Origin of the sequence: Bradyrhizobium roseum (genome assembly GCF_030413175.1) — a bacterium.
GTDB lineage: Bacteria > Pseudomonadota > Alphaproteobacteria > Rhizobiales > Xanthobacteraceae > Bradyrhizobium > Bradyrhizobium roseum.
Map to the genome: position 1 here is coordinate 3,610,607 of NZ_CP129212.1, position 24,677 is coordinate 3,635,283.

The 24,677-nt window shown below is 63.9% G+C and carries 24 protein-coding genes; 11 read left to right on the forward strand and 13 right to left on the reverse strand.

All coding sequences use genetic code 11. The annotated features are described in order from the left end of the window. Nucleotides 1–189: 189 nt before the first annotated feature. From QUH67_RS17295 to QUH67_RS17305, 3 genes are all read left to right on the forward strand, one after another. Nucleotides 190–588, forward strand: a complete 399-nt coding sequence (locus QUH67_RS17295; protein WP_300947862.1) for a DUF2306 domain-containing protein — start codon at nt 190–192, stop codon at nt 586–588. A gap of 190 nt (nt 589–778) precedes the next feature. Continuing rightward, nucleotides 779–3,511 (forward strand): DNA gyrase subunit A, encoded by a 2,733-nt coding sequence (gene gyrA, locus QUH67_RS17300; RefSeq protein ID WP_300947864.1) that lies wholly within the window; start codon nt 779–781, stop codon nt 3,509–3,511. A 48-nt stretch (nt 3,512–3,559) separates the two neighbouring features. Next, nucleotides 3,560–4,336 (forward strand): alpha/beta hydrolase, encoded by a 777-nt coding sequence (locus QUH67_RS17305; protein WP_300947865.1) that lies wholly within the window; start codon nt 3,560–3,562, stop codon nt 4,334–4,336. A gap of 36 nt (nt 4,337–4,372) precedes the next feature. On the opposite strand, the gene chrA is transcribed toward QUH67_RS17305, so the two are convergent. From chrA to QUH67_RS17345, 8 genes are all read right to left on the reverse strand, one after another. After that, nucleotides 4,373–5,767 carry a chromate efflux transporter gene (gene chrA, locus QUH67_RS17310; RefSeq protein ID WP_300947867.1) on the reverse strand — a complete coding sequence of 465 codons (1,395 nt, stop codon included), beginning with the start codon at nt 5,765–5,767 and terminating at the stop codon, nt 4,373–4,375. Between the two features lie 4 nt (nt 5,768–5,771). After that, nucleotides 5,772–6,590, reverse strand: coding sequence for a chromate resistance protein ChrB domain-containing protein (locus QUH67_RS17315; RefSeq protein WP_300947868.1), 819 nt, complete (start codon nt 6,588–6,590; stop codon nt 5,772–5,774). A gap of 121 nt (nt 6,591–6,711) precedes the next feature. Then, nucleotides 6,712–8,058 carry a 3-carboxy-cis,cis-muconate cycloisomerase gene (gene pcaB / locus QUH67_RS17320; protein ID WP_300947869.1) on the reverse strand — a complete coding sequence of 449 codons (1,347 nt, stop codon included), beginning with the start codon at nt 8,056–8,058 and terminating at the stop codon, nt 6,712–6,714. Between the two features lie 116 nt (nt 8,059–8,174). Beyond that, entirely contained in the window at nt 8,175–9,839 is a 1,665-nt protein-coding gene (locus tag QUH67_RS17325; RefSeq protein ID WP_300947870.1) for a thiamine pyrophosphate-binding protein, read from the reverse strand. A 149-nt stretch (nt 9,840–9,988) separates the two neighbouring features. Next, complete coding sequence (locus QUH67_RS17330) at nt 9,989–11,182, reverse strand: extracellular catalytic domain type 1 short-chain-length polyhydroxyalkanoate depolymerase (RefSeq protein ID WP_300947871.1); 1,194 nt, start codon at nt 11,180–11,182, stop codon at nt 9,989–9,991. 4 nt (nt 11,183–11,186) lie between these two features. After that, nucleotides 11,187–11,606 (reverse strand): CopG family transcriptional regulator, encoded by a 420-nt coding sequence (locus QUH67_RS17335; RefSeq protein ID WP_300947872.1) that lies wholly within the window; start codon nt 11,604–11,606, stop codon nt 11,187–11,189. Between the two features lie 150 nt (nt 11,607–11,756). Further along, on the reverse strand, nt 11,757–12,377 hold the full coding sequence (locus QUH67_RS17340) for a general stress protein (RefSeq protein ID WP_300947873.1): 621 nt from the start codon (nt 12,375–12,377) through the stop codon (nt 11,757–11,759). 12 nt (nt 12,378–12,389) lie between these two features. Beyond that, nucleotides 12,390–12,707 carry a hypothetical protein gene (locus QUH67_RS17345; protein WP_300947874.1) on the reverse strand — a complete coding sequence of 106 codons (318 nt, stop codon included), beginning with the start codon at nt 12,705–12,707 and terminating at the stop codon, nt 12,390–12,392. 302 nt (nt 12,708–13,009) lie between these two features. Between QUH67_RS17345 and QUH67_RS17350 the strand changes: the two genes are divergently transcribed. Then, a complete protein-coding gene (locus QUH67_RS17350) occupies nt 13,010–13,516 on the forward strand; it encodes a YciE/YciF ferroxidase family protein (protein WP_300947875.1) in 507 nt (168 codons plus the stop codon). Nucleotides 13,517–13,710: 194 nt separating this feature from the next. Here QUH67_RS17350 and QUH67_RS17355 read toward each other — a convergent pair whose 3' ends face one another. Next, nucleotides 13,711–13,968 (reverse strand): hypothetical protein, encoded by a 258-nt coding sequence (locus QUH67_RS17355; protein ID WP_300947876.1) that lies wholly within the window; start codon nt 13,966–13,968, stop codon nt 13,711–13,713. Between the two features lie 278 nt (nt 13,969–14,246). Between QUH67_RS17355 and coaD the strand changes: the two genes are divergently transcribed. The 6 genes from coaD (at nt 14,247) to QUH67_RS17385 (ending at nt 18,992) form a co-directional block, all read left to right on the forward strand. Continuing rightward, entirely contained in the window at nt 14,247–14,744 is a 498-nt protein-coding gene (gene coaD, locus QUH67_RS17360; protein WP_300947877.1) for a pantetheine-phosphate adenylyltransferase, read from the forward strand. A gap of 52 nt (nt 14,745–14,796) precedes the next feature. Further along, a complete protein-coding gene (locus tag QUH67_RS17365; RefSeq protein ID WP_300947878.1) occupies nt 14,797–15,339 on the forward strand; it encodes a peptidylprolyl isomerase in 543 nt (180 codons plus the stop codon). A 4-nt stretch (nt 15,340–15,343) separates the two neighbouring features. Continuing rightward, nucleotides 15,344–15,781: an energy transducer TonB gene (locus QUH67_RS17370; protein WP_300947879.1), complete on the forward strand. Its 438-nt coding sequence runs from the start codon at nt 15,344–15,346 to the stop codon at nt 15,779–15,781. Continuing rightward, on the forward strand, nt 15,757–16,221 hold the full coding sequence (locus QUH67_RS17375) for a peptidylprolyl isomerase (RefSeq protein ID WP_300947880.1): 465 nt from the start codon (nt 15,757–15,759) through the stop codon (nt 16,219–16,221). The genes QUH67_RS17370 and QUH67_RS17375 overlap by 25 nt, the downstream gene beginning before the upstream one ends. A gap of 139 nt (nt 16,222–16,360) precedes the next feature. After that, nucleotides 16,361–17,437, forward strand: a complete 1,077-nt coding sequence (queA, locus tag QUH67_RS17380) for a tRNA preQ1(34) S-adenosylmethionine ribosyltransferase-isomerase QueA (protein ID WP_300947881.1) — start codon at nt 16,361–16,363, stop codon at nt 17,435–17,437. A gap of 253 nt (nt 17,438–17,690) precedes the next feature. After that, on the forward strand, nt 17,691–18,992 hold the full coding sequence (locus QUH67_RS17385; protein WP_300947882.1) for a PQQ-dependent sugar dehydrogenase: 1,302 nt from the start codon (nt 17,691–17,693) through the stop codon (nt 18,990–18,992). Nucleotides 18,993–19,112: 120 nt separating this feature from the next. Here QUH67_RS17385 and QUH67_RS17390 read toward each other — a convergent pair whose 3' ends face one another. From QUH67_RS17390 to QUH67_RS17405, 4 genes are all read right to left on the reverse strand, one after another. Beyond that, complete coding sequence (locus QUH67_RS17390; protein WP_407080441.1) at nt 19,113–20,159, reverse strand: aspartate-semialdehyde dehydrogenase; 1,047 nt, start codon at nt 20,157–20,159, stop codon at nt 19,113–19,115. 227 nt (nt 20,160–20,386) lie between these two features. After that, nucleotides 20,387–20,965: a PepSY domain-containing protein gene (locus tag QUH67_RS17395; protein WP_300947884.1), complete on the reverse strand. Its 579-nt coding sequence runs from the start codon at nt 20,963–20,965 to the stop codon at nt 20,387–20,389. Nucleotides 20,966–21,271: 306 nt separating this feature from the next. Beyond that, nucleotides 21,272–22,012: a TetR/AcrR family transcriptional regulator gene (locus QUH67_RS17400; RefSeq protein ID WP_300948079.1), complete on the reverse strand. Its 741-nt coding sequence runs from the start codon at nt 22,010–22,012 to the stop codon at nt 21,272–21,274. 125 nt (nt 22,013–22,137) lie between these two features. Then, nucleotides 22,138–23,226: a patatin-like phospholipase family protein gene (locus tag QUH67_RS17405; RefSeq protein WP_300947885.1), complete on the reverse strand. Its 1,089-nt coding sequence runs from the start codon at nt 23,224–23,226 to the stop codon at nt 22,138–22,140. Nucleotides 23,227–23,540: 314 nt separating this feature from the next. On the opposite strand from QUH67_RS17405, the gene tgt reads away from it, so the two are divergent. Beyond that, a complete protein-coding gene (gene tgt, locus QUH67_RS17410) occupies nt 23,541–24,674 on the forward strand; it encodes a tRNA guanosine(34) transglycosylase Tgt (RefSeq protein ID WP_300947886.1) in 1,134 nt (377 codons plus the stop codon). Nucleotides 24,675–24,677: the final 3 nt, after the last annotated feature.

A 24,677-nucleotide genomic window follows, 5' to 3' on the forward strand; every position in this document is an offset into this window, starting at 1 on the left:
ACCCGAATGAGGCGGCGAGCTGCGATGTCAGACACATATCGGTAAGGGCCGCAAGCATAGTCCCAGCTGGAGGGATGATCCGCGCCGCGCCGGCCGATATTGCTCCGCCGTTATGTTATTGATAGTTGCATGAGGTATTTTCCTCAAGTTGCTTCCAGCCTTGAGATCAACTGGAAATAGAGTGCTGCCATGAGCCTCGCGCCGCTGCTGGGGGCCTCCGGGACGATCCCGCTGCATGCCTTCGCGGCCATCGCGGCATTCGTGCTGGGTATCGTGCAGTTCGCGGCGCCCAAGGGGACGCTGCCGCACCGGACCATCGGCTGGATCTGGGTGCTGCTGATGTTTGCCGTCGCGATCAGCTCGTTCTGGATCCATGAGATCCGCCTGGTCGGGCCGTTCAGCCCGATCCACCTGCTCTCGATCTTCGCGCCCGTCATGCTGGTGCTCGCCGTCCTGCACGCCCGCAGGCACAATGTCAGCGCGCACAAGAAGGCGATGGCCTCGATCTTCTTCGGTGCGCTCGTCGTCGCCGGCCTGTTCACCTTCCTGCCGGGGCGGGTCATGCATGCGGTGGTTTTCGGCCCGTAAGGGAGGCTGGAAACGGCGTTCCGGAATCCGCTTACAGGCTTGCAAGAAAGCTCTTCCGGGACACCCCGGTGCTCCTGTTAAGTCCATGAAAAATCGGGCAGAAAAACCGCCCCTCCGGACCGCTTCGGGGTGGTTTTTGCACCCCCGATGCGCTATATGATTCTCAGCTGAGAACTGACCGGATTCCCCTTTGTCTGACCCTGAAGATAACAAGCCCGGCGAGCCGCCGGAGCAGCCTTCCGACATTCGTCCCGTTTCCATCCTCGACGAGATGAAGCGCTCCTATCTCGATTACGCCATGAGCGTGATCGTCGCGCGGGCGCTGCCGGATGCGCGCGACGGGCTTAAGCCCGTCCATCGCCGCATCCTGTATTCGATGTATGAGCAGGGGCACACGCCGGACAAGAAGTACGTCAAATCCGCCCGCGTCGTCGGTGACGTGATCGGTAAATACCATCCGCACGGCGACCAGTCGATCTACGACGCGATGGTCCGGATGGCGCAGGATTTCTCCATGCGCGTGCCGCTGGTCGACGGCCAGGGTAATTTCGGCTCGGTCGACGGCGATCCACCCGCAGCCTATCGATATACCGAAGCGCGCCTGACCCGATCGGCGCTGGAAGTTCTCGGCGATATCGACAAGGACACCGTCGATTTCCAGCCGAACTACGACAACTCCGAAAGCGAGCCGTCGGTTCTGCCGGCGAAATTCCCGAACCTGCTGGTCAACGGCGCCGGCGGCATCGCGGTCGGCATGGCGACCAACATCCCGCCGCATAACCTCGGCGAGGTCATCGACGCCTGCGTGGCGCTGATCGACGACCCCGCACTCGCCATTGACGACCTTATCAACATCATCCCCGGACCGGATTTTCCGACCGGCGGCATCATCCTCGGACGTCAGGGCATCCGCTCGGCCTACCATCTCGGCCGCGGCTCGATCGTGATGCGCGGCAAGGTGACGATTGACACCATCCGCAAGGATCGCGAAGCGATCATCATCTCCGAAATTCCCTACCAGGTGAACAAGGCCACGATGGTCGAGCGCATCGCCGAACTGGTGCGCGAAAAGAAGATCGAGGGCATCTCCGATCTGCGCGATGAATCCGACCGCGACGGCTTTCGCGTGGTGATCGAGCTGAAGCGCGAAGCGGTGGCGGACGTCGTGCTCAATCAGCTGTACCGTTTCACGCCGCTGCAGAGTAATTTCCCGGCCAATATGCTGGCGCTGGATCAGGGTCGTCCGCAGACGATGAACCTGAAAGACCTGCTGACGCTGTTCGTCGCGTTCCGCGAGCAGGTGATCACGCGTCGCACCAAATTCCTGCTCAACAAGGCCCGTGATCGCGCGCATATTTTGGTCGGCCTTGCGATTGCGGTCGCCAATATCGATGAGATCATTCGCGTGATCCGCACCTCGCCGGACCCGAACACGGCGCGTGACACGTTGATGTCGCGCGACTGGCCGGCACGCGATGTCGAGGCGATGATTACGCTGATCGACGACCCGCGCCACCGCATGTCGCCCGACGGCACGGCGCGGCTGTCGCTGGAGCAGGCCAAGGCCATTCTCGAGTTGCGTTTGGCACGATTGACCGCCCTCGGCCGCGAGGAGATTTCCGAAGAACTCGACAAGCTCGCCGTGGAAATCGCCGACTATCTCGAGATTTTGCGGTCGCGCGCGCGCGTGCAGGCGATCGTCAAGGCCGAACTGGCCGAGGTGAAGACCAAGTTCGCCACCCCGCGCAAGACGATCATCATGGAGCAGGAAGGCGAGGTCGAGGACGAGGACCTGATCCAGCGCGAGGACATGGTGGTCACGGTTTCGCACGCCGGCTACGTCAAGCGCGTGCCGCTGTCGACCTATCGTGCGCAGCGGCGTGGCGGCAAGGGCCGCGCCGGCATGCAGACGCGCGATGAGGATTTTGTCTCCCGCCTGTTCGTGGCTTCGACGCATACGCCGGTGCTGTTCTTCTCCTCGCGCGGCCAGGTCTACAAGGAAAAGGTCTGGCGGCTGCCGGTGGCGGCGCCGAACGCGCGCGGCAAGGCGCTGATCAACATCCTGCCGCTGGAGCAGGGCGAACGCATCACCACGATCATGCCGCTGCCGGAGGACGAATCCTCCTGGGGCAATCTGGACGTGATGTTCGCCACCACCGGCGGCACCGTCCGCCGTAACAAGCTGTCCGACTTCGTCGATGTCCGCCGCTCCGGCATCATCGCCATGAAGCTCGGGGAGGGCGAGGCGATCGTCGACGTCCAGATATGTACCGAGCGCGACGACGTGCTGCTGACGGCGGCCGGCGGCCAGTGCATCCGCTTCCCCGTCACCGACGTGCGCGTCTTCACCGGCCGCACCTCGATGGGCGTGCGCGGCATCGCGCTCGCCGAGAACGACACGCTGATCTCGCTGGCGATTCTGCGCCATGTCGAGGCGACCTCGGACGAACGGTCGGCCTACTTCAAGATGCGCCGCGCCGTCGCCGGCGAGGTGGCCGCGGAAGAACCCGCGGATGCCGACGGCGAGGAGACGACGGGCTCGCTGCAGCTTTCCCAGGAACGCTATGCGGAAATGTCAGCGCAGGAGCAGGTGGTGCTCACCGTCTCCGTCAACGGCTACGGCAAGCGTACCTCGTCCTACGAGTATCGTACCACCGGCCGCGGCGGCAAAGGCATCGTTGCGATGAGCGTCAACAACCGCAACGGCAAGCTGGTGGCCTCGTTCCCCGTCGAGCACGCCGACCAGATCATGCTGGTCACCGACAAGGGCCAGTTGATCCGCTGCCCGGTCGAGGACATCCGCATCGCCGGCCGCTCGACGCAAGGTGTCATCGTGTTCGATACCGCCGAGGACGAGCACGTGGTGTCGGTCGAGCATATCGGCGACGACGGGGAGAATGGCGAGAACGGCAACGGCGGCTAGCGCCGCCGGCCATCAACGGGTCTATGACGCTCTTCGCTGGATTGGGAATTGGTATCCTTCAATTTCATTCTCGTGGCGGGACCGCTGGTCCGGGCGTCAAGCTGGGAGCCTGCGGCCGGCGCCTTGCGGGCGGCGGGATGCCATGTCCAGGTGCCGGACGTATTGGCCCATCATCCTTCGCCGCCTTCCTGGGGCGCCTGGAATTCTCGACTTCTGGAGCAGGTGAGCCGGGATCCCGATCCGATCGTGGTGGGTCATAGTTCGGCGAGCGCGCTGGTTGCCGATCTGGCGACCAGGCTGCCTGCGCGGGCGGTCATCATCGTGGATGGCGACGTGCCTCCGCCGAAAGGCGCAGCGTTCCCGGTCAGGCCGGCCCTGCACGATTTCATCAAGGGCCTCGCCGCCGCCGACGGCATGCTTCCGATTTGGTCCGAATGGTTTGCGGCCGACAAGGGGCGCGCGTCGCTCGTCGGGATCGACGTGATGGCGCGCGATGCCGCAGCGTTCGCGCGGTTTGAAGATGGACTTCCGCGCATGCACATCGGCTGGTTCGACGAGGCGATCGAACTCGCCGATTGGGATCATATCCCCGCCGGCTTCATCCAGACTTCAGCAATCTACGATCACGCCATCGCGGAGGCGCAACGGCGCGGCTGGTCGGTCGTAAACCTGCACGGTACGCATTTGCATCCAACGCTGCAGCCGGAAGAGACGGCGAATGCCATTCTCGCCATGTCGCGCCAGCTTGTGACCGGCGCCAACCCGGCCGTTGACGCGTCGCCTGCCTTCTTCGTCCGTCCCAAGCTTCAGGACGAGGCATCGTAGCGCCTTAAGCGGGGCCCGAGGAAACGGCACCCGATTTCAAATAACGCCGGTCAGGCGCAACGCGATGCCCGCGACACAGGACGCCGCGAGCACCGCCAGCATGCCCACCTTGAAACGGAACACGGCGATGGCGGCTGCGATGGCCAGGAATAGCGCCGGTGTGTCGACACTCGACAGGACCGGCGCGTCGAAGGCGAAGCCAAAGCGTCTCACCTCAAAGGTTTGCCGGAACAGCGTGTGCAGCGCGAACCATATCGACAAATTGAGGATCACGCCGACCACCGCCGCCGTGATCGCCGACAATGCCCCGGCAAGCGCCTTGTTGCCGCGCATCGTCTCGATGTAGGGCGCGCCGGCGAAGATCCACAGGAAGCACGGTGCGAATGTCACCCAGGTGGCGAGCAATCCGCCAAGCGTCGCAGCCAGCATTGGCGGCAGCCCGCTCGCATCACGAAACGCAGCCATGAACCCCACGAACTGAACCACCATGATCAGGGGGCCCGGCGTCGTCTCCGCCATGCCCAGCCCGTCCAGCATCTCGCGCGGCGTTACCCAGTGGTAATAGTCCGCCGCCTGCTGCGCGACGTAGGCCAGAACCGCATAGGCGCCGCCGAACGTCACCATCGCCATCTTGCTGAAGAAGATGGCGATCTGGCTGAAGACATGGTTCGGTCCGAGACCGATCAGGAGCCCGGCAACCGGCACGAGCCACAGCGCCAGCCAGACCACGGTCACACGCAACGTCCGGGCGGAGTTGGGCTTCACATGTTCGGGCATCGCATCTCCGAGCATGCTGTCGATGACGGCGGCGTTTGCGCTGCCGCCGTGCCCGATGGCGGCGAATTCCGACCGGCCGATCCTCGCTCCGGCAAAGCCGATGATGCCGGCGGCGATGATGATGACCGGGAACGGTACGGCAAAGAAGAATATCCCCACGAAAGCCGCGGCCGCGATCGAAATCATGACCCAGTTGCGCAGCGCGCGCTTGCCGACCCGCACCACCGCTTGAACGACGATGGCAAGCACGGCGGCCTTCAGGCCGAAGAACAGCGCCTCGATGAAGCCGACATTGCCGTAGGCCGCGTAGACGTAGCTGAGCGCCATGATGGCGATGACGCCGGGCAGGACAAAGAGCCCGCCCGCCATCAGACCGCCGGCGGTGCGATGCAGCAACCAGCCGATATAGGTCGCAAGCTGCTGTGCCTCGGGCCCAGGTAACAGCATGCAGTAGTTCAGCGCATGCAGGAAGCGGCCCTCCGAAATCCACTTTTTCTCCTCGACGATGATCCGGTGCATCACGGCAATCTGCCCGGCCGGCCCGCCGAAGCTGAGGATCGCGACGCGGAGCCAGACGATAAATGCCTCGTTGAAGGAAACGCCGTGCGTGTACATTTCCGGCTTGGGCTTTGTATTCGCGGTGAGGTCGGTCATGGCTTCACCTCCCCTTGCTGGTCGGCCAGTTGTGCGTCTCGCCCGTAGCGTCCCGGCACCAGCGATAGAACGCATCATAGAGCAGCATTCCGGCGCTGAGTTGTTCTAGGTCGTCGTCAAACATGCGCGAAAGACCGAGTGAGGCGGCGAGCAGCCCGGGTGCCTCCGGCGAAAGGTCGAGCCGCGCCGTATCGGCCGCGCGAACCATCGTCGCCAGCCTTTCTAGTGGCGGGGCCGAGAGGCCGAATTCCTGGATCATCACATCGAAGGTACAGAGTTCTCCGCGATGGCTCCAGAACACGTTCTCGATATCGAACGGGGTGGCACCGAAGCGGTCGGCCACGGCCTCCACTTCCGAGGGCGCAACGAAGAGAAAGACCGCCGCGGGATCGATGAAGCGGCGAATCAGCCAGGGGCAGGCGATGCGGTCAATCTTGGGCCGTGCACGCGTCACCCAGACGGTGCGGCCACGGCCGTCACGCCTGGGGATCTTGTCGGCGGGAACGGCCGGCCTCTGCGTCTCGGTCCAGCCGAGATGTCCACCTTCGAGCGCTTCGGCGGCAATGCCGGACTGGCGCAGCCACGCCGCGGCGCCTTCACTGAGCTTCTTCCCTTTCTGGCAGATGACGACGACCGGCGACTGTCCGGCAAGCTGTGGCGCCCATTCCTGCACATCAAGGTAGGAGCGCCGCATGGCGCCGGGGATCAGGCGCGGGTCGGCGGCGAAATCTTCATCGATGCGCACATCGATCAGGGTCGGCGCCCTGGCGGTGCCAATCAGACGGGAGAGTTTGTCGGATGAGATGGTGTTATAGGAAGACATGTTGCGTCCTTGTGAAGGTGGACGCGATTCTTGGGCATGTCGCCTCGCGGGGAGATCGCTTTCCCCGTTTGAATAATTAAGGCCGGGCGGCCCGCCATGTCAACGCCGGGATGCCGCGTTTTCACTTGCTATGACGGGCGAGGACGCGGTCGACCATCGCTCCCGCTGTTCCGAGATAGTTCGCCGGTTCGCACAACGCAGCGAGCCGGTCGCGGGGCAGGGCGGAAGCAATGGTCGGCCGCCGCAACAATGCATCCAGCAGCGGCTCGCTATGGGTAAACGCATCGCGGCAGGCGGCGTAGACTTCATCATGCGCCGGCTGGCGGCCGAGCACGGGCGCCAGCCCCATCATGACGGCTTCGGCGACGATCAGCCCGCGCGTGGAGTCAAGGTTTCGCTTCATCGCCGCGGGATCGACGATCAGGCCGGCGAGCATGAATTGCGCCTGCGCCAGCGAGCCCGCGGTCAGCAGACAGACCTGCGGCAGCGCCATCCATTCGGCATGCCACGGGCCGGTGGCGCGCTCGAGATCCTGAACCATGGCGTCGAGCATCAGCGAGGCGGCGTCGCGCGAGATCTTTGCGTTGGCCAGCAGAATTTCCGACGAGATCGGATTGCGCTTCTGCGGCATGGTCGAGGATGCGCCGCGATGCGAGGAGAACGGCTCGAACACCTCTCCGATCTCGTTGGCCATCAGGATCATGACGTCGTAGCCGATCTTGCCGAGCGCGCCGCAGATCACGGCCAGCGTCTGGACCATTTCAACCAGCCCGTCGCGGGCGACATGCCAGGTGATGTCGGGCTCGACGAGACCAAGCGCACGCGCATAGGCGGCGCGCACATCCAGGCCGTGGTCGCCGAGCGACGCCAGCGTGCCGACCGCGCCGCCGAGCTGTGCCTGGAGCGCGCGAGGCTTGGCCTGTTGGAGCCGCTCGGCCGAGCGCTGCAGCGCCGAGAGCCAGATCGCCACCTTGTGCCCGAATGTGATCGGCAGCGCCTGCTGCAGATGGGTTCGCCCGGCCATCGGCGTATCGCGATGCAGGCGGGCGAGACCGGCGAGGGTGACGATCACCTCGACGAGCTGGGTCTCGATCAGAACGACCGCTTCGCGCAATTGCAGCACCGTCGCGGTGTCCATGATGTCCTGGGTGGTCGCGCCCCAATGCACGTAGCGGCCGGCTTCGCCGAGCTGCTCGGATAGCTGCCGCACCAGGCCGACGATGGGATAGCCGACATTCTCGGTGTCGCGCTTCAACTGCGCGGTATCGAGCACGATCGTCGGCGCCTTTTGGGCGATCGCCTGCGCTGCCTCTTGCGGGATGATTCCGGTTTCGCCCTGGGCCACGGCGAGCGCGACCTCTGCCTGCACATAGGCCTTCAGAACGGCTTCGTCTGAGAATGCCGCCCGCATGGCCGGCGTGGAGAACACGTCGCGATAGAGGACGCTGTCGAATAGGGTGCTGGCCACGGCGATCCTTTCAGAGATGAACGGCCATAACATTTACAAGCGCAAACTTGTCAAGCGGGAGGGGCGGGCGTCGTTAGGGCCATCCCGAAAGCTCGGCGAGTGAAGTCGCCGTGTGCCTAGCGTTTGCCCTCGATGGCAATTTCGACGAGATACGGCCGACCTGCCGCAACCGCCTTTGCAACCGCGCCGGCAATGTCTTCGGCCTTCTCGACCCTGACGGCCTCGACGCCCATGCCGGCTGCGAGGTGCACGAAGTCGAGCACGGGACCGGTGATATCCATGTTCTGATAGGGATGCTGGGTGCCGGCTTCGAAATTCTGGCGCCAGACATCCACATTGTGTTTGAGGATGCGATATTCGTGGTTGGCAAGCACCACGAACACGATCGCGAGTTTGTGGTGCGCAGCCGTCCACAGCGACTGGATCGCATACATCGCCGAGCCGTCGCCGGAGACGGCGACCACGGGCCGGTCCGGCATGGCCACCTTGACGCCGATCGCGCCGGCAAGGCCCTGGCCGATGCCGCCACCGCGACCGCCGAAATAATCGCCGAAGCCGCGATAGTCGAAGGCGCGGGCGAGGTCGAGGCTGGCCGTGATGCTTTCATCGACGATGACGACATTGTCCGGCAGCCCGCGGCGAAGCTCCGCGGTGACGCGCGGCATCGAGCTCGGCTGGCGGTTCCAGCTTTTTTCGACGCGTGCACGATAGGCTTCTTTTTCGCTCGCCTGCAATTCGGCCAACGCGGCATTGCGGCTTTGTGCGGCTTGCCTGAAGTCCGCGCCCGCTTTTGCGTGCAGGGCTTCCGTCAAGGAACGGAGGCTGACGGCGATGTCGCCGACGATGCCGGCATCGAGCCGGTTGTTGAGCGCGAGACGTTCGGCGGACGCTTCGATCTGCAGCAAGGGTACGCCGTCGGCCATGTGGCCGCCAGGCGCAAACCAGATGTCCTCAAAGAAGGGGCCGCCGATCAGCAGCACAAGATCGGTATCGCCGAGCGCCTTGCGGACCTGCCGGGCGTCGGCGGGGAGCGACTGGCGGTAGCTCGGATGGCTGGTCGGGAAGGGCGCGTGATGCCGCAGCCCTTCGAACCACACGGTGGCCCCAATCGTTTCCACCAGGGCCACCAGCGCCTGTTCGCCGCCCGATCTCGCCACGTCGTCGCCGGCGATGATGGCCGGCTTCTTCGACTTGAGAAGCAGCGTGGCCAGCGCTTCCACGCCAGCCGGGTCGGGTCGGGTCGATCGCCACAGATTGTCCGGCGCCGAAGCATCGACGGCGGTCTCCTGTTCCAGAACGTCGATCGGCAGTGCGACGAACACCGGACCCGGAGGGCCGTCGGTCGCGACCTTGAACGCGCGACGCATGATCGGGGCAATCTCGTCGGCGCGCTCGATCTGCACGCTCCACTTGGTCACGGGGGCCGCCATCGCCACGAGGTCGTGGCCGAGAACCGGATTCCTGAGCCGCATCCGCGTGTCCTGCTGACCGGCGGTGACGACAACGGGCGAATTGGCTTTCAGCGCGCCGTAGAGCGAACCGATGCCATTGCCGAGGCCGGGGGCAACGTGCAGATTGGCGACGGTGACGCGGCCCGAGGCCTGCGCATAGAAGCTGGCAGCACTGACCGCGACGCCTTCATGCAGCGCCATGATGTATTCGAGTTGCGGAAATGCCGGCAGGCTGTCGAGCAGCGGGGTTTCCGTCGTTCCGGGATTGCCGAAGATATGACGCACGCCGTGCGACACGAACGATTCCATCAGCACACGACGTCCGCGCATTTCTCTCCCTTTCGATGCTTCGATCCGTTATGAGCATCATCGGCCGGGACGCCGCCCATGGCAATCGCGCGGGACGGTTTGCGCCCGCGCGGCCGGCTGCGTCTTCCGCATGGCTGTGGGTGACAACGTCGACACCCGTCGAGGCCGCATCACTCCTCCGACAGCGAATGCCCCAGGAAGAAACGCAACATTTCTCTGGTTGCATCCGGTCCTCGCGGATCGGTATAGGAGCCTGCGGGGCTGCCGCCGGACCATGCATGTCCGCCGCCGTGGACATTCCAGTGCTCCAGCATTTCGCGTCCATGCGCATCGGTCAGGACCGTTCTCGTATAGGCGTGACCGCCGGAGATCTGTCCCCGATGCACGGTCTTTTGTGTGTTCAAGGCCCTCACGGACTGCTCAACGATGTGATCGCCGTTGTTGGGATGCACGGTCGTGTCGCGATCGCCGTGGAAGACGATGGTGGGAACGGGAGACGGGCCACCTGAAACGAACTTGCGATCCAATCCTCCCTGTCGCATGGCGAGAAGCGCGGAGGGAAGATCCGTGGCGACGCCGCATGGCAGGCCGGAGTGGATGCCGATGGCGGCATACAAATCGCCATACGTCGCGCCCATCACGGCCGCTGCGGCTGCGCCGGCCGACAGTCCGGCCACGTAGACGCGCTTTCGATCGACCGAATATTGTTCCATGATTTCTCGCGTAATGCCCGCGATCAGCGACGGCTCGCCTCGGCCTCGCTGCTGGTCCTCCTTGCGAAACCAGTTCCAGCATTTCGCCTGGTTGGCCTGGCTCGGTTGAGCGGGATAGACCACAAGGCAATTGAGCTCCTCCGCGAGCAGGTTCATGCGCGTGCCGGCGGCGAAATCGTCCGGCGACTGGGTACAGCCGTGAAGCATTACGGCCAGAGGAAGCGGCTGCTGGCGATAGCCACTCGGGATGAACAGCTTGTAGGTACGGCTTCCCGCCGGACTGCGGTATGTCGCTTCGATGAAACGGGCGCCCTCCGGCACGACCTCCGGTGAACTCAGCGGGGCGCGTTTCAAGACGCCGGGCATTTCGATCACGGGGCGTCGCTTTTTGCGATCCACCAAGGAGTGGGTCTTGCGCGGCGGCCCAGCGGGGGCTGATGCGGATGACGGTGTGTTCTGCGGCTCCTCGATCACGTTGGCCTTTGCGTCGATGATGATCGGGCCGGGGAGAGCGACGTGACTGCGGCTGCGCGGCGGCGCGTGTTCCGTGCGCTCGCCGTGAAGCATGCGTTGCAGCAGCGCGGTGGCTTCAACGAGTTGGCCCGCGCGGGTGAGGCGGGTGGCTTCCCGGATGATGTCCTGGTTCAGCATCGTTTCACCTCGTCCTGTCGGCGAGCGCGGCCTTGACCGCCGGACTGGCATGCAAAGCGCCCAGCACCGAGACGGAGGCGATGGTGGCCCGTGCAAGCTCGGGCGTGACGTCCTGGGAAATGCTGGCAAGGCCCAGCACATTGATGTGGAGCATCTCGCCGGTGCGCTGCACTGCTTCAAGATCCTCGCGGCTATAGGTTCGCAATCCGAGGTCCAGACTTTTGCGTGCGGTCGACTGCTTGACGACGTCGGCGTGACGTTCGAGCTGATTACGGATCGCCGTCCGGATGAAATCGGTCCGGTTCGAGTAGAAACCCTCCTGGACCATGAGATCGACGTGACCCAGATCGACATAGCCAAGATTAATGGTGATTTTTTCGCTTTCGGGCGGTTTGGGCCGAAGTTCCCTGACGTTACCTTGCATCGATTACATCCATACACCATCCATATGGATGTTATATGGATGTTAAGGTCGCCCCCGCAAGGTGGCCAACTCTCTTAATTTTCCTGCAAAAAAGACGGCCCGCCGAAGCGGGCCGCCTGGTGCAATTAGCGATGTGCATCATTGATGCGATTAGCGCGGTGCGCCGCCGTAGATTTGACGCTCCTTGCGAACCTCATCCGCGCCATAGGGCTGACTGGCGGGATCGAACGATTTCCAACCGGTCTTCTGCCAGGCGGCACTCCGGTCGCGCAGGTTGACGGCAGACTCGTTCAATATCGCGTCGAGTCGGGTCCTTTCCGCATCGGCCACGCGTGCGGACACCAGCGTGCCTCCACGACGGACGCCCTCGGCATAGGAGTGAGCGTCCTCGTCGGAGACGCCCGCTTCCGTCAGCGCACCGACGATTCCGCCGGTCGCCGCGCCTGCAGCCGCGCCGACCGCGGTAGCTGCCAGCCAACCAGCGGCGACGACGGGGCCGAGGCCCGGGATCGCCAGCAAGCCGAGTCCGGCAAGCAGGCCCGCTGCGCCGCCTACGCCCGCACCAATGCCAGCGCCCTTGCCGGCACCTTCGGCGCGATCGTCGACGCCATCGCGATCGCGATCAACGTTCTTGTCGGTATTGAACCAGCTGTCCGAATTATTGGCGACGATGCTGATGTCCGAATGCGGAACGCCCGCCGATTCCAGACGCTGAACGGCTTGCTGGGCATCGCTGTGGTTATCGTAAAGACGAGAGATTGTAACGGTCATGTAAAACCTTCCTTACTTGGCAGAATTGACGTTGCCTTGAAAATCGACGCTCACCGCCGTCGCGGCGCCGCTCTTGCTCGCCTTGCCGCGCCACACACCGTTGTCGTCCTTCTTCAATTCGGTGACGTTGGTGTAGCCGGCATCTTCGATCTTCGACTTGGCTTGTCCTTCCGTGAAACTGTTGCGACCGGCGACAGGCGCATTGGAGTTGTTCTGTCCGGAGCTGTTGACCGCGTTGTTGTTCGGTCCCGATTGCGCAGGCGGATTTTGCGCCGATGCGGTGCTAGCGGCCAATAATCCAATACAGACGAATAGAAGTGATCGTTTCATAGTTGGTCTCCAAAGCTTCAGGAGCGAGCCCAATCTCCCGTCGGGGCTTTAGTTCCTAAACGGTGGAGTCATTCGGATTGCTTGTCGTTGAACAGTCGCTCGCTTGCGAAATTATTTGGCTGCGTCAGGCAGTCGCGAACGATGCGAGACACCCGAGCCCTTCCAGCCAGGCGTAGCGCTTGTGCGCGAACGGTGAGCCGTGACGGCTTTGGCCTTCCGTTGCCTCGACTGGTTCAACTTGAAATGGAACCAAGAAGGACACGAGGAATTGCCCCACGCAATCACCTTACCCGGAGAAAATCATGGCCAAGATGAAGAAGCTCGAAGACCTGTTTCACGATACGCTCAAGGACGTCTATTTCGCCGAGAAGAAGATCCTCGTGAGCCTGCCGAAAATGGCGAAGGCTGCGCAGCACTCCGCACTGAAGGCCGCCTTCGAGAAACACCATGGCGAGACCGAAGGCCAGATCGAGCGTCTGGAGCAGGTGTTCGCGGAAATCGACAAGAAGCCTCAGGGCAAGACCTGCGACGCCATCGTCGGCATTGCCAAGGAAGGCCAGGAGATCATGGATGAGTACAAGGGCATGCCGGCCCACGACGCAGGTCTGCTCGCCGCGGCGCAGGCGGTCGAACACTACGAAATGACCCGTTACGGCACGCTTCGTACCTGGGCGGAAGAGCTCGGTTACACCAAGGCCGCCAAGTTGCTCCAGCAGACCCTCGACGAAGAACGCGCGACCGACGCGGCCCTCACCAAACTTGCGAAGGCCGTCATCAATCTGGACGCGGAAAAGGAACAAGCGGCTTAAGTGTCCTCATCGGCCGCCCCGACCCCTGGGGCGGCCGCCATGAGAACGCTCGTCGAAGCGTGATGCGCCTGTCGGTGTGTTCTTGCGCGACCAGGTTTCCGATCGGCCGCTCCCAGAATCGATGAGGTCCCCGGGGGGCATCCCGAGGACCTCAAGCCAGAGCAAACTGGCAATCATTCTATGAAGGCTGTGCCCTACGGGGTCCGGTTGCCGGTAACCAGGCGCGCTTCCTTCACGGTCGACTTGGAGCCGGCGGCGCGGAGGCATGAGGCCTCGAAATTCGGCCAAGCCTGCTGGGAACAATCCTTGCCGACCGTTCGGATATCCAGCCGGTCGCCCTTGGCGAGCGCCTGCGGAACGCTGGCTTCGACCTGGGGGGCAAAGCCGGGCAGCACTGTCAGTGCGGCGGCGATGAAGGCGGCAGCGGCGATAGCGGAAAAAGCCTTGATCATGAGAGCCCCCTGTCGTGGGCCTTGGCGGCCCGTCGTCGTCTCGTTGGTTGAACTTGTAGCCATCACAAGTTTCCGGCTGTCTTCGCGGGCTACAAAAATGGTTTCGTCGGGCCGGGGTTTTGTTTCGTCGTCCATTGGCTGACGAAACATTGCCGACCGCCTGGAACAGACGCCTGGACCCCGGTAGTGGTTCAGTGGCCGAATGGAAATAAATAGCCGTGCTCCGGGGGAACCGGGCCCGGCTTGCCGGGTGGCCCGAGGCGGGGTAGGAGGGTCCTATGCCCCGTATCGCGCTCTATCCCGGTTCATTCGATCCCGTCACCAACGGCCATCTGGACGTCGTCCGGAACGCCGTCCGCCTGTGCGACCGCCTGATCGTGGCCATCGGCGTCCATCCCGGCAAAAAGCCGCTGTTTTCGACCGAGGAGCGGCTGGAGATGGTCCGGGCGGTATTCGCGCCCGTCGCCGCCAAGGCCGGCTGCGACTTCGACTGCACGACCTATGACAATCTGACGGTGACCGCCGCCCAGAAGGCCGGCGCGACCATCATGATCCGGGGCCTGCGCGACGGCACCGATCTTGACTACGAGATGCAGATCGCCGGCATGAACGAGACCATGGCGCCGGAGGTGCACACGGTATTCCTGCCGGCCTCGGTTACCGTCCGCCCGATCACCGCCACACTGGTGCGCCAAATCGCGGCGATGGGCGGCGACGTCTCGGCCTTCGTGCCGCCATCGGTCGCAGCCAGCCTGAAGACCAAGTTCGCGAGCTAAACACGCCTGTCGGCGACATCACGCTTTCCTGTTTCACATGACCGGAGCTTTCATGATCCGCATTCTCGCCGTCCTCGCCGCGCTGTTTTTCGTCAGCCCCGCGATCGCCCAGCCGCTGCCCGCCAATATCGACAAGGCCAATGCGATCGTGATCGAGACCACCAAGGGCCGCATCGTGGTCAAGCTGCGCAACGACATCGCGCCGCAGCATGCCGAGCGCATCAAGCTGCTTGCGCGCGAGGGTTATTACAACAACGTGCCGTTCCATCGCGTGATCGAGGGCTTCATGGCCCAGACCGGCGACGGCAAGAATTTCAACGGCACCGGCGGTTCGAAATATCCGAATCTCGCGGCCGAATTCTCCAACGTGCCGTTCAAGCGCGGCATCGTCGGCATGGCGCGCGCCGCCAGCAACGATTCCGCCAACTCGCAATTCTTCATCATGTTCGCCGAAGGCGCCTCGCTGAACGGCAAGTACACCGTGATCGGCGAAGTGGTGGCGGGCATGGATGTGGTCGACAAGATCAAGCGCGGCGAACCCGTCGTCGATCCCGACAAGATGGTGAAGGTGCAGGTCGCATCCGACGTCAAGTGAGGCGATGATCTCGCCGCGCCGCGCGCCAGCCGTCTGTTGCGCCGCCGCGTTGCTGTGGCTTGCGGCGGCGGCGCACGCGCAGGCCGGCCCCGGTCAGATCGACACCATCAAGGACGTCTACGCCAAACTGTATTCCTGCTGGCGGCCGCCGGCTTCGCGCGCCAACCTGATGGACATTACGGTCATCGTCAGTTTCAACCGCGAAGGCGCTATTCTCGGTCAACCCAGGATTACCTATGAATCCCCAAGTGCCGGAGATGACGATCGGCTTGTGTACCGAATTGCCGTCATGGAAACATTGCAACGCTGTTCGCCGTTGCCATTTACCGAAGGACTGGGCGGTGCGGTCGCCGGCCGGCCTTTCGCGGTCACTTTCAGATCCCGCAAACGTCCACCCAAACCTGAAGAGAAAAGAGCATGGCTGATACAGAAAATACTTTGATTCTTGAAACCACGCAGGGCCCCGTCACCATCGAAATGCGCCCCGACCTGGCGCCCGGCCATGTCGCCCGCATCAAGGAACTGGTGCGCGAAGGCTTCTACGACGGCATCGTGTTCCACCGCGTGATCGAAGGCTTCATGGCGCAGACCGGCTGCCCGCAGGGCACCGGAACCGGCGGCTCGGGCCAGAAGCTGAAGGCCGAATTCAACAAGGAACCGCATGTCCGCGGCACCACCTCGATGGCCCGCGCCGCGAGCCCGGATTCCGGCGACAGCCAGTTCTTCATCTGCTTCGACGACGCCTCGTTCCTCAACGGCCAGTACACGGTCTGGGGCAAGGTGACGTCGGGCATGGAGAACGTCGACAAGATCAAGCGTGGCGAGCCGGTGCAGAACCCCGACAAGATCGTCAAGGCGCACATGGCCGTCGACGCGGCTTAACGCTCGCCCCTCATGGTGAGGAGCCTGCGAAGCAGGCGCCTCGAACCATGAGTCCCCGGATGCCGCAGCACACCGGCCTCATCCTTCGAGACGCGGCTTGCTCCGCTGCTCAGGATGAGGATCGGCGGTCTGAGCCAATATGCGCACCGATCTCTTCGACTTCGAACTCCCCGCCACGAGCATCGCGCTGCGCCCCGCCAGCCCGCGCGATTCTGCGCGGATGTTGGTGGTGCAGCCCGACGGCGTGTTGCGTGACCGCCGCGTCGCCGATCTGCCGCAATGGTTGCAGCCGGGCGATCAGCTTGTCGTCAACGACACAAAGGTGATAGCAGCCCAGCTCAAGGGACGCCGCATCGGGCGTGAGACCGAGCCGAAGATCGAGGCGACGCTGATCAAGCGGCTCGACGGTTCGCGCTGGCAGGCGCTGGTGAAGCCTGCGAAAAAGCTTGCGCCCGGCGACATCGTTCGTTTCGGCAATGAGGGCAAGGTCTGCCTGCTCGGCCATCTCGATGCAGAAGTCGAGGCCAAGGGCGAGGAGGGGGAGATCACGCTGTCGTTCTCGTTGCACGGGCCGGCGCTCGACCAAGCCATCGCCGATCTCGGCACGCCGCCGCTGCCGCCCTACATCGCGTCGAAGCGCACGCCTGACGATCGCGACGCGGCCGACTACCAGACGATGTTCGCGGCGAACGAGGGCGCCGTCGCGGCGCCGACGGCGGGACTGCACTTCACGCCTGCGCTCGAAGCGACGCTACGCGGTCGTGGCGTCGAGCTGCATCGCCTGACCTTGCATGTCGGGGCAGGAACCTTCCTGCCGGTCAAAGTGGAAGAAACCTCCGAGCACCGGATGCATGCCGAATGGGGTTCCATCTCGGCCAAAACGGCGGCGTCCCTGAACGCCGCGCGCGCCAAGGGCGGACGCATCGTTGCGGTCGGCACCACGTCGCTGCGACTTCTGGAAAGCGCTGCCGCCGAAGACGGGACCATTCAGCCGTTCGCCGGCGAGACTTCGATCTTCATCACGCCGGGCTATCGCTTCCGCGCGGTCGATATTCTGTTGACCAATTTCCATCTGCCGCGCTCGACGCTGTTCATGCTGGTGTCGGCGTTCTCCGGGCTCGCCGCGATGAAGCAGGCCTATGCGCACGCGATCGCTGCAGGCTACCGGTTCTATTCCTACGGCGACGCCTGCCTGCTGTTTCGCGAGTCGCGCTGAGACGGTACCTCAAAAAAAAGCCCGCCATTGAGGCGGGCAAAGGTTGAGGGAGGAAGCGCTCTGACAATAAAGCGCCAAGGTTTTCTGGGCGATTCGGCCATTTTCGCCTAGATCGTAGTACTACCGGCTCGCCTTGCATCAGCGCTGCCGTTCTCGCACGTAAACGCATGACAGTCCGTGAAATTACGTGCGGCGTGCCGTTCCAACGCTTCCCGGTGTCGGATAGGGTGGCCGCGATTATCTGGAGAAGTTTATGAAAATGTCGGCTGTTTTTGCGCGGATCGTCGCGCTGATCGGCGCCGCTGCGCTGCTGTGGCGCCGCGTTCAGGGCTCCGCGCCTGCGCCGGCCTGGGGCCATGCGCCGGCGATACCGGAGGCGAAGCCGCAAGGCGCCATCCCGACGCTGAAAATGCCGACGGCGCAGGGCTGGAGCGACGGGCAAAAGCCGACCGTTGCAACCGGGCTCAAGGTCAACGCCTTTGCAAGAGACCTCGACCATCCGCGCTGGATCTACGTCTTGCCAAATGGCGACGTGCTGATCGCGGAATCGACGCAGATCGCCGGGCCGCCACGCAGCGTGTTCCACTATGCGATGCAGGCGACGATGCGGCGGGCTGCCGCGCTCGGCGTCAGCGCCAATCGCATCACGGTGTTGCGGGACCGCGACGGTGACGGCGTGGCGGAGGGCCGCGGCGCTTTCATGGAAGGGCTGAGCCAGCCGTTCGGCATGGCGTTGGTCGGCGACACCTTCTATGTCGGCAACACGGACGGCGTGGTCGCCTTTCCGTACGTCGCTGGCGCGGACCGCATCACCGCCGAGGGACGAAAGCTCGTCGCGTTCAAGCCCAATGGCCACTGGACGCGCAGCCTGCTGCCGAGCGCGGACGGCAAAAAACTCTATGCCGGCGTTGGCTCGCTCAGCAACATCGCCGAGATGGGCATGGAGGTGGAGGAAGGCCGCGCTGCGATCTATGAGCTCGATCTGGCTGCGGGCACGAGCCGCATCTTCGCAGGCGGGCTCCGTAACGCCGTGGGAATGGCATGGGAGCCCAGGACCGGCGTGCTCTGGACCGTCGTCAACGAGCGCGACGGCCTCGGCGACGAGACGCCGCCGGACTATCTGACCTCGGTGCGCGACGGCGGCTTCTACGGCTGGCCCTATTGCTACTGGGGACAGACGGTAGACGACCGCGTGCCGCAGGATGCGGCCATGGTCGCGAAAGCGATCCAGCCGGACTACGCGCTCGGCGGGCATACCGCTTCGCTCGGCCTGTGCTGGATGCCGGCAGGTACGCTTCCCGGTTTTCCCGACGGCATGGTGATCGGCCAGCACGGCTCCTGGAATCGCAGCAAATTGAGCGGCTACGCCGTCGTGTTCGTGCCGTTCGAGAACGGCCGTCCCTCGGGTCCGCCGCGGGATATTTTGACGGGCTTCCTGGCAACCGACGAGAAGGTTTCCTACGGACGGCCGGTCGGCGTTACGCTCGGCCCCGACCGCTCGTTGCTGGTGGCGGATGATGTCGGCAACGTCATTTGGCGCGTGACGGGGGCGTAACAGCGCGGGTGCTGCAGGGTGGGAAGGCGCAATTCGCCGTGCCCACCCACGTGCAGCGAGATCGGTGAGAGTTGGTAGGCACGTCGCTTGCGCTCCTTTGCCTACCCTACGATTCCTGTACTACGCCATCGCCGGCTGCGGCAACAGCTCCGCGATCTGGATCGCGTTCAGCGCCGCGCCTTTCAGGAGCTGATCGGCCGACACGAACATCGAAATCGAGTGGCCTGAGGCGTCGCTGAGATCGTTGCGGATGCGGCCGACCAAAACGTCATCCTGTCCTGATGCGTCAATCGGCATCGGGAAGTAGTTTTTGGCGCGGTCGTCGACGATCCTGACGCCCGGCGCGTTGGCCAGGATGGCGCGCACCTCGTGCTCTGTGATCGGCTTCTCGCATTCGAAGGTGATCGCCTCGCAATGGGCGCGCAGCACCGGCACGCGGACGCAGGTGACGCCGATCGCGATCTGCTCATCCTCAAAAATCTTTCGCGTTTCCTTGATGACCTTCGTCTCTTCGTCGTTGTAGCCGGTCTCGGGATCGATCGCGGTATTGTGGCTGAAGACGTTGAAGGCGTAGGGCAGCGGGATCACCTTGGGCGCGAACGGCCGGCCGTCGAGATAGGCGCGGGTCGATTCCACCAGCTCTTCCATAGCCGCCGCGCCGGCGCCACTCGCCGCCTGATAGGTCGACAGGATCACCCGCTTGATGCGGTTGGCCTTGTGGATCGGCCACAGCGGCACCAGCGCCGTGATCGCCGAGCAGTTCGGATTGGCGATGATGCCCTTGTGGTCGCGGATGCGGCCGGCGTTGATCTCCGGGATCACCAGCGGCACGTTCGGGTCCATCCGGAACGCCGAGGAATTATCGACCACCACCGCGCCCGCCTTTACCGCTGCAGGCGCGAACTTGCGCGAAATGCCGCCGCCGGCCGAGAACAGCGCGATGTCGACGCCCTCGAACGACCGTTCGGTGAGCTCTTCGATGACGACCTTCTTGCCGCGGAAATCGATGGTCTTGCCGGCCGAGCGGGCGCTGGCGAGCGCCTTGAGCCTGCGGACCGGGAAGGCGCGCCGGTCCATGGTGGCGATGAATTCGGCGCCGACTGCGCCGGTCACGCCGACGATGGCAACAACGGGTTCGTAGCTCACGGGTCTGTCCTCTGTTTGCATAATGCGGGCAATAAAAAAGCCCCGGTCCTTTTCAGGCGGGGCTTCGGTTCAGATGATGCGTTCGTTCGACTACGCGCGCACGGCTCCCGAGCCCCCGGAGGGTGCTTTGGTTTTCGTGATCGTTTTGGTCGAGATCGGCATGGCGCGGACTTATGCGGCAGCTTGGGGACGTCGTCAACCGGTTTCGGCCTTATCCGCGGGCTGCAACGGTGGCCGGACGAGGCTCGTCATCGCCGCCTTGCGACGCCCGGAGGCTCGAGGATCACTTCCTTGAGGTCACTGCCGCTCATGACGACGATCGCGAAGCTCAGCCGGCTGCGTTCGCGGATCAGGCCGCCGCTGATGGCCTTGCCGGCCGCCGCCTGCTCGGCCAGGCGGACGGCATCCGCCAAGCGGTGCCGGATCGTCTTGAGAGCAACGAGGTTGCTGCGGTCCCCGGCATCGAGTTCCTTCAGGGGCAGGGCGGCTTCGCCACCGACGATCTTGCCAGTCGTAGCGTCGATGGTGTGTTGCCAGATGCGGTCGTGGTGAAGGGTCTTTACCCGGTAGACCGGTGAATCCGGCGTGCCGTCGAAGCTGACATCGGCGGCGATTGCGCCGGCATGCCTGGCCTCGGCGATCGCCATCGCCTGGCTGAGCGAGATCGCCGAGCCACGGAAGAGCTCAAGCTCGCGGTTGACCGCCTGCCGGTCGGATGCCGCGCTCTCCTCGGCCTCATTGCGGAGCGAGGCTGGCTCGCCGGTCTGCGACGCGTTGGCAGAGACGGGGGCAGGCAGGATGATCGCCACCAGGACGATTGCGAGCAACTGTCTCCAACATCCCGGCGCGCGCATGTTTGCCGTCTCCATCCTTGAGCCTGTCTCTGCCGGCGGACGGGCCGGATCGTCTTGAAGGAAGCGCGGCCGACCCTTTGGAGGCCTACGGGTCGGCCGCGGATCGCCGCAAACGGGCTATACCGCCGTTTGCGGCGATCGAAGCGGCCTGCAGGCCCGCCGGGACTACGGAAAGCGGGCACGCACTTCGCTCATAACAAAACCATACCGTATCGTTTTGTTATGGTCAACGATGCTGCCGTGCCGTATCGCGCGTGAAACTCCGTTCTCACGGAATTGTCAGCGGGACAGGCGCCGCCGAATGGTTCCTTTGGGGAGGGATTGAACGCGGCTCGATGGTCCAAGCGCACCGGCCAGGAACAGCCGGATCGCCAGGCGCATGCGTTTCTCGGCGGACTTCATCTCCAGCGGTGTTCCGAACGTCGCCATCCGGTGCGTGTGACCGACGACCACGTCGAGAAAGACCTCGGCCGCGATGCCGGTATCCTCGACGTCCATCGCGCCTTGTGCGACCAATTTATCAAAGAAGCGCGCGGTGGTAGCAACGGCCTTCATCCAGCCTTCCTCCTTGCCAAGCTTGGCAATGTCGGGAAAGTTGATGGCTTGTGACGTCATCATGCGGCTGAACGCGACGGCATCGGGTCCGCAGGTGAATGTCAGCATTTCGCGCCCGACCTCGATCAGGCGCTGCTCGACCGAAATGTCCGAGGAACGCGTGATCTGCGCCTCCGCCGCTTCAGCAAGCGGCGCAAGCCAGCGCGCAATCTCGCGCCTCAGCACCTCCGCAAACAGCCCGCGCTTGTCGCCATAGCGCGCATAGACGGTGGGCTTGCTGACCCGGGCGGCTTCCGCAACCGCATCAAGCGATGTCGCATCGTAGCCCCGGTCCAGGAAAAGACGGGTGGCAACTTCGATCAGCCGCTGATCGCGCTCGATGGCTGCGCTTTTCGTCGGCCGGCCGCCGCGCGATTTTGGAATGTCTCGTTTTGCCGGTCTGGCCTTGGTCGCAGTTAATCCCATGCCCAATGATTCCTGCGCGGTCGCGATATCGGTCATTGCTCTATACCGCGCAGTAGAAGGGGCGTCGAATCTGGCCGAATTGGCCATATCGGCGGCGGCCCAGGCAGGTCGTCATCCGGCGAGGCTCACGGCACCGTCGAGGTCCAGGCCCGGCCCGACGCAGCCTTCTCATAGCCATGCTGATAAAGGGCACGCATGTAGGCGGTGTCGAATCCCTCTGAAGACGACGCCGGATAGTCGCGCTCAATATAGGACAGGTGGAAGCCCCATCGATTGCGCTTGGCGAAATCGTAGGTGGAGAAGATCACCGAGCGCGTCTGCGACTGGGTGATCGACGACAGGCTGCGTGAAGCGACATCGAGCGTGCTGTTGGATACGAGCTCAAACGTTCGTTCCAGCTTCTTGTTGACGAGAATGTAGATGTTCATCCGGCTGTTTCCGGGCAGACGGCCCTGGAAGAGCAGGGCATCGGGCAGCGTCAGGACCGGCGCGGTTACGCCGCCGTCGACATGCATCTCCTCAAAGCGCCGGCCCTTGCCCTCGGCTTCGATCAGGATGGGCGGGAACACCAGCGGAATGCTGGCGGAGGCCGCCATCACGTCGCGAAACAGGCGCAGCGCCTCAGGCGAACCGACCGCGGCGATTTTCCCCATGTCCCAAACGACCGTGCGCTGGGTGTCGAGATCGGTCGTCACCACGAGCAGTTTTCGGCCTTTGGCATTTTCGCGTGCGACGGCGGCCAGGATCTCCGGCCCGACATAGCGGGCCACCAGCTCGCGCAGCCGCTTGTTGCCGAACAGGCCGGATCCGAACAGCACGCGGATGATGCTGGGATCATCGAGCAGGCTCGAAGCGATGCCGCTGGTGTAGACCTCCCTCAGCGTGTCGTCATATTGCGACCCGAGAAACGCAAAAGGCGCGATCAGGCCGCCGGTGCTGACGCCTGAAACGACCGAGAAGGCCGGGCGGTTGCCGGCCGCGGTCCAGCCATTCAAGACGCCCACGCCATAGGCGCCATCGGCGCCGCCGCCGGAGAGCGCGAGATAGGTCTTGTTTGGGGAAAGGTCGTCCTTTTCGAAACGGAATTTCGTGATGGGTTCGTCGGCGTAGCGCCGCAGGCCGTCGAGTTCGAGCACGCGGGAGCTACCGGCATCCGCGGCGGTGTAAGGCGTCCGCGGCAGGGACGTGCAGGCGGCCAGGGCGAGGCTGCACATCACGACGGCCGACCTGAGCAGGTGTGAGCCTGCGCCTCTGATCCGGTTGTCAGAGAGGATTGATCCAGTCAGGAAAGAGAGGGAGAGCATTCGCCGTCAGTCACCGTACACGTGCACTTGCCGCCGCCGGGCGCTTCGCCAGCGGCGTTCTACGTTGCACGTTCATAAAACTATACGGTATCGTTTTATTTAACAAGCTGGAGGCTGGAGGGCTCTGGGGCGGCTCAATTGTGTCCGGCGTAGGGCGCGTCGCTGCCCGGAACGCGCCCACTAGGCGGTTGATTGACCGTTCCCGGCACGCAATAAGCAGCGCCATGAGCCTCCCCAACCATTTCGAATTGCTCGCCACCGACGGCACCGCCCGCGCCGGTCGCCTGACCACCCCGCATGGGGTGGTGCGGACGCCGGCTTTCATGCCGGTCGGCACTGCCGGCGCGATGAAAGGCATGCACTGGCGCGAGGTGCGCGATGCGGGCGCCGACATCGTGCTCGGCAATACCTATCACCTGATGCTGCGTCCGGGCGCCGAACGGATCGCCGCGCTCGGCGGCCTGCAGAGGTTCACCGGCTGGAATGGGCCGATGCTGACGGATTCCGGCGGCTTCCAGGTGATGTCGCTGTCGGAACTGCGCAAGGTCACCGAGAAGGCCGTGACCTTTCGTTCGCATATCGATGGCGCCAAGGTCGAGCTTTCACCGGAGCGTTCGATCGAGGTGCAGCGGCTCCTGGGTTCCGACATCGCGATGCAGATGGATGAGTGCGTACGGCTGCCGGCTTCGCGCGACGACATCGAGCGCGCGATGCGGCTGTCGCTGCGCTGGGCAGAGCGCAGCAAGCGCGCGTTCGAGAGCGCGCCCGAAGGCTTCATGCTGTTCGGCATCGTGCAGGGCGGCGATATTCCCGAGATGCGCTACATCAGCGCGCGCGGATCGGTCGACATCGGCTTCCACGGCTATGCGATCGGTGGGCTTGCGGTCGGCGAGCCGCAGGCGGTGATGCTTGCGATGGTCGAGGAAACCGCGCCGGCGCTTCCGACGGATCGTCCGCGCTATCTGATGGGCGTCGGCACGCCGGAGGATCTGCTGGAAAGCGTGGCGCGCGGCATCGACATGTTCGATTGCGTGATGCCGACCCGCAACGGGCGCCACGGCATGGCGTTCACCCGCCACGGCCAGATCAACCTGCGCAACGCCCGCCACGCCGACGATCCGCGGCCACTCGACGAGGAGAGCGACTGGCCGTCGGCGCGCGATATCTCACGCGCCTATCTGCATCATCTGGTGCGGTCGGGAGAAACGCTCGGCGCGATGCTGCTGTCGGAAATCAACGTCGCGTATTACCAGCACCTGATGCAGGGCATGCGCGAAGCGATTTCAAATGGAACGTTCGAGACGTTCAAAACGAAAACGCGCGCCCAATGGGCGCGCGGAGATATCCCACCGAGATAGACC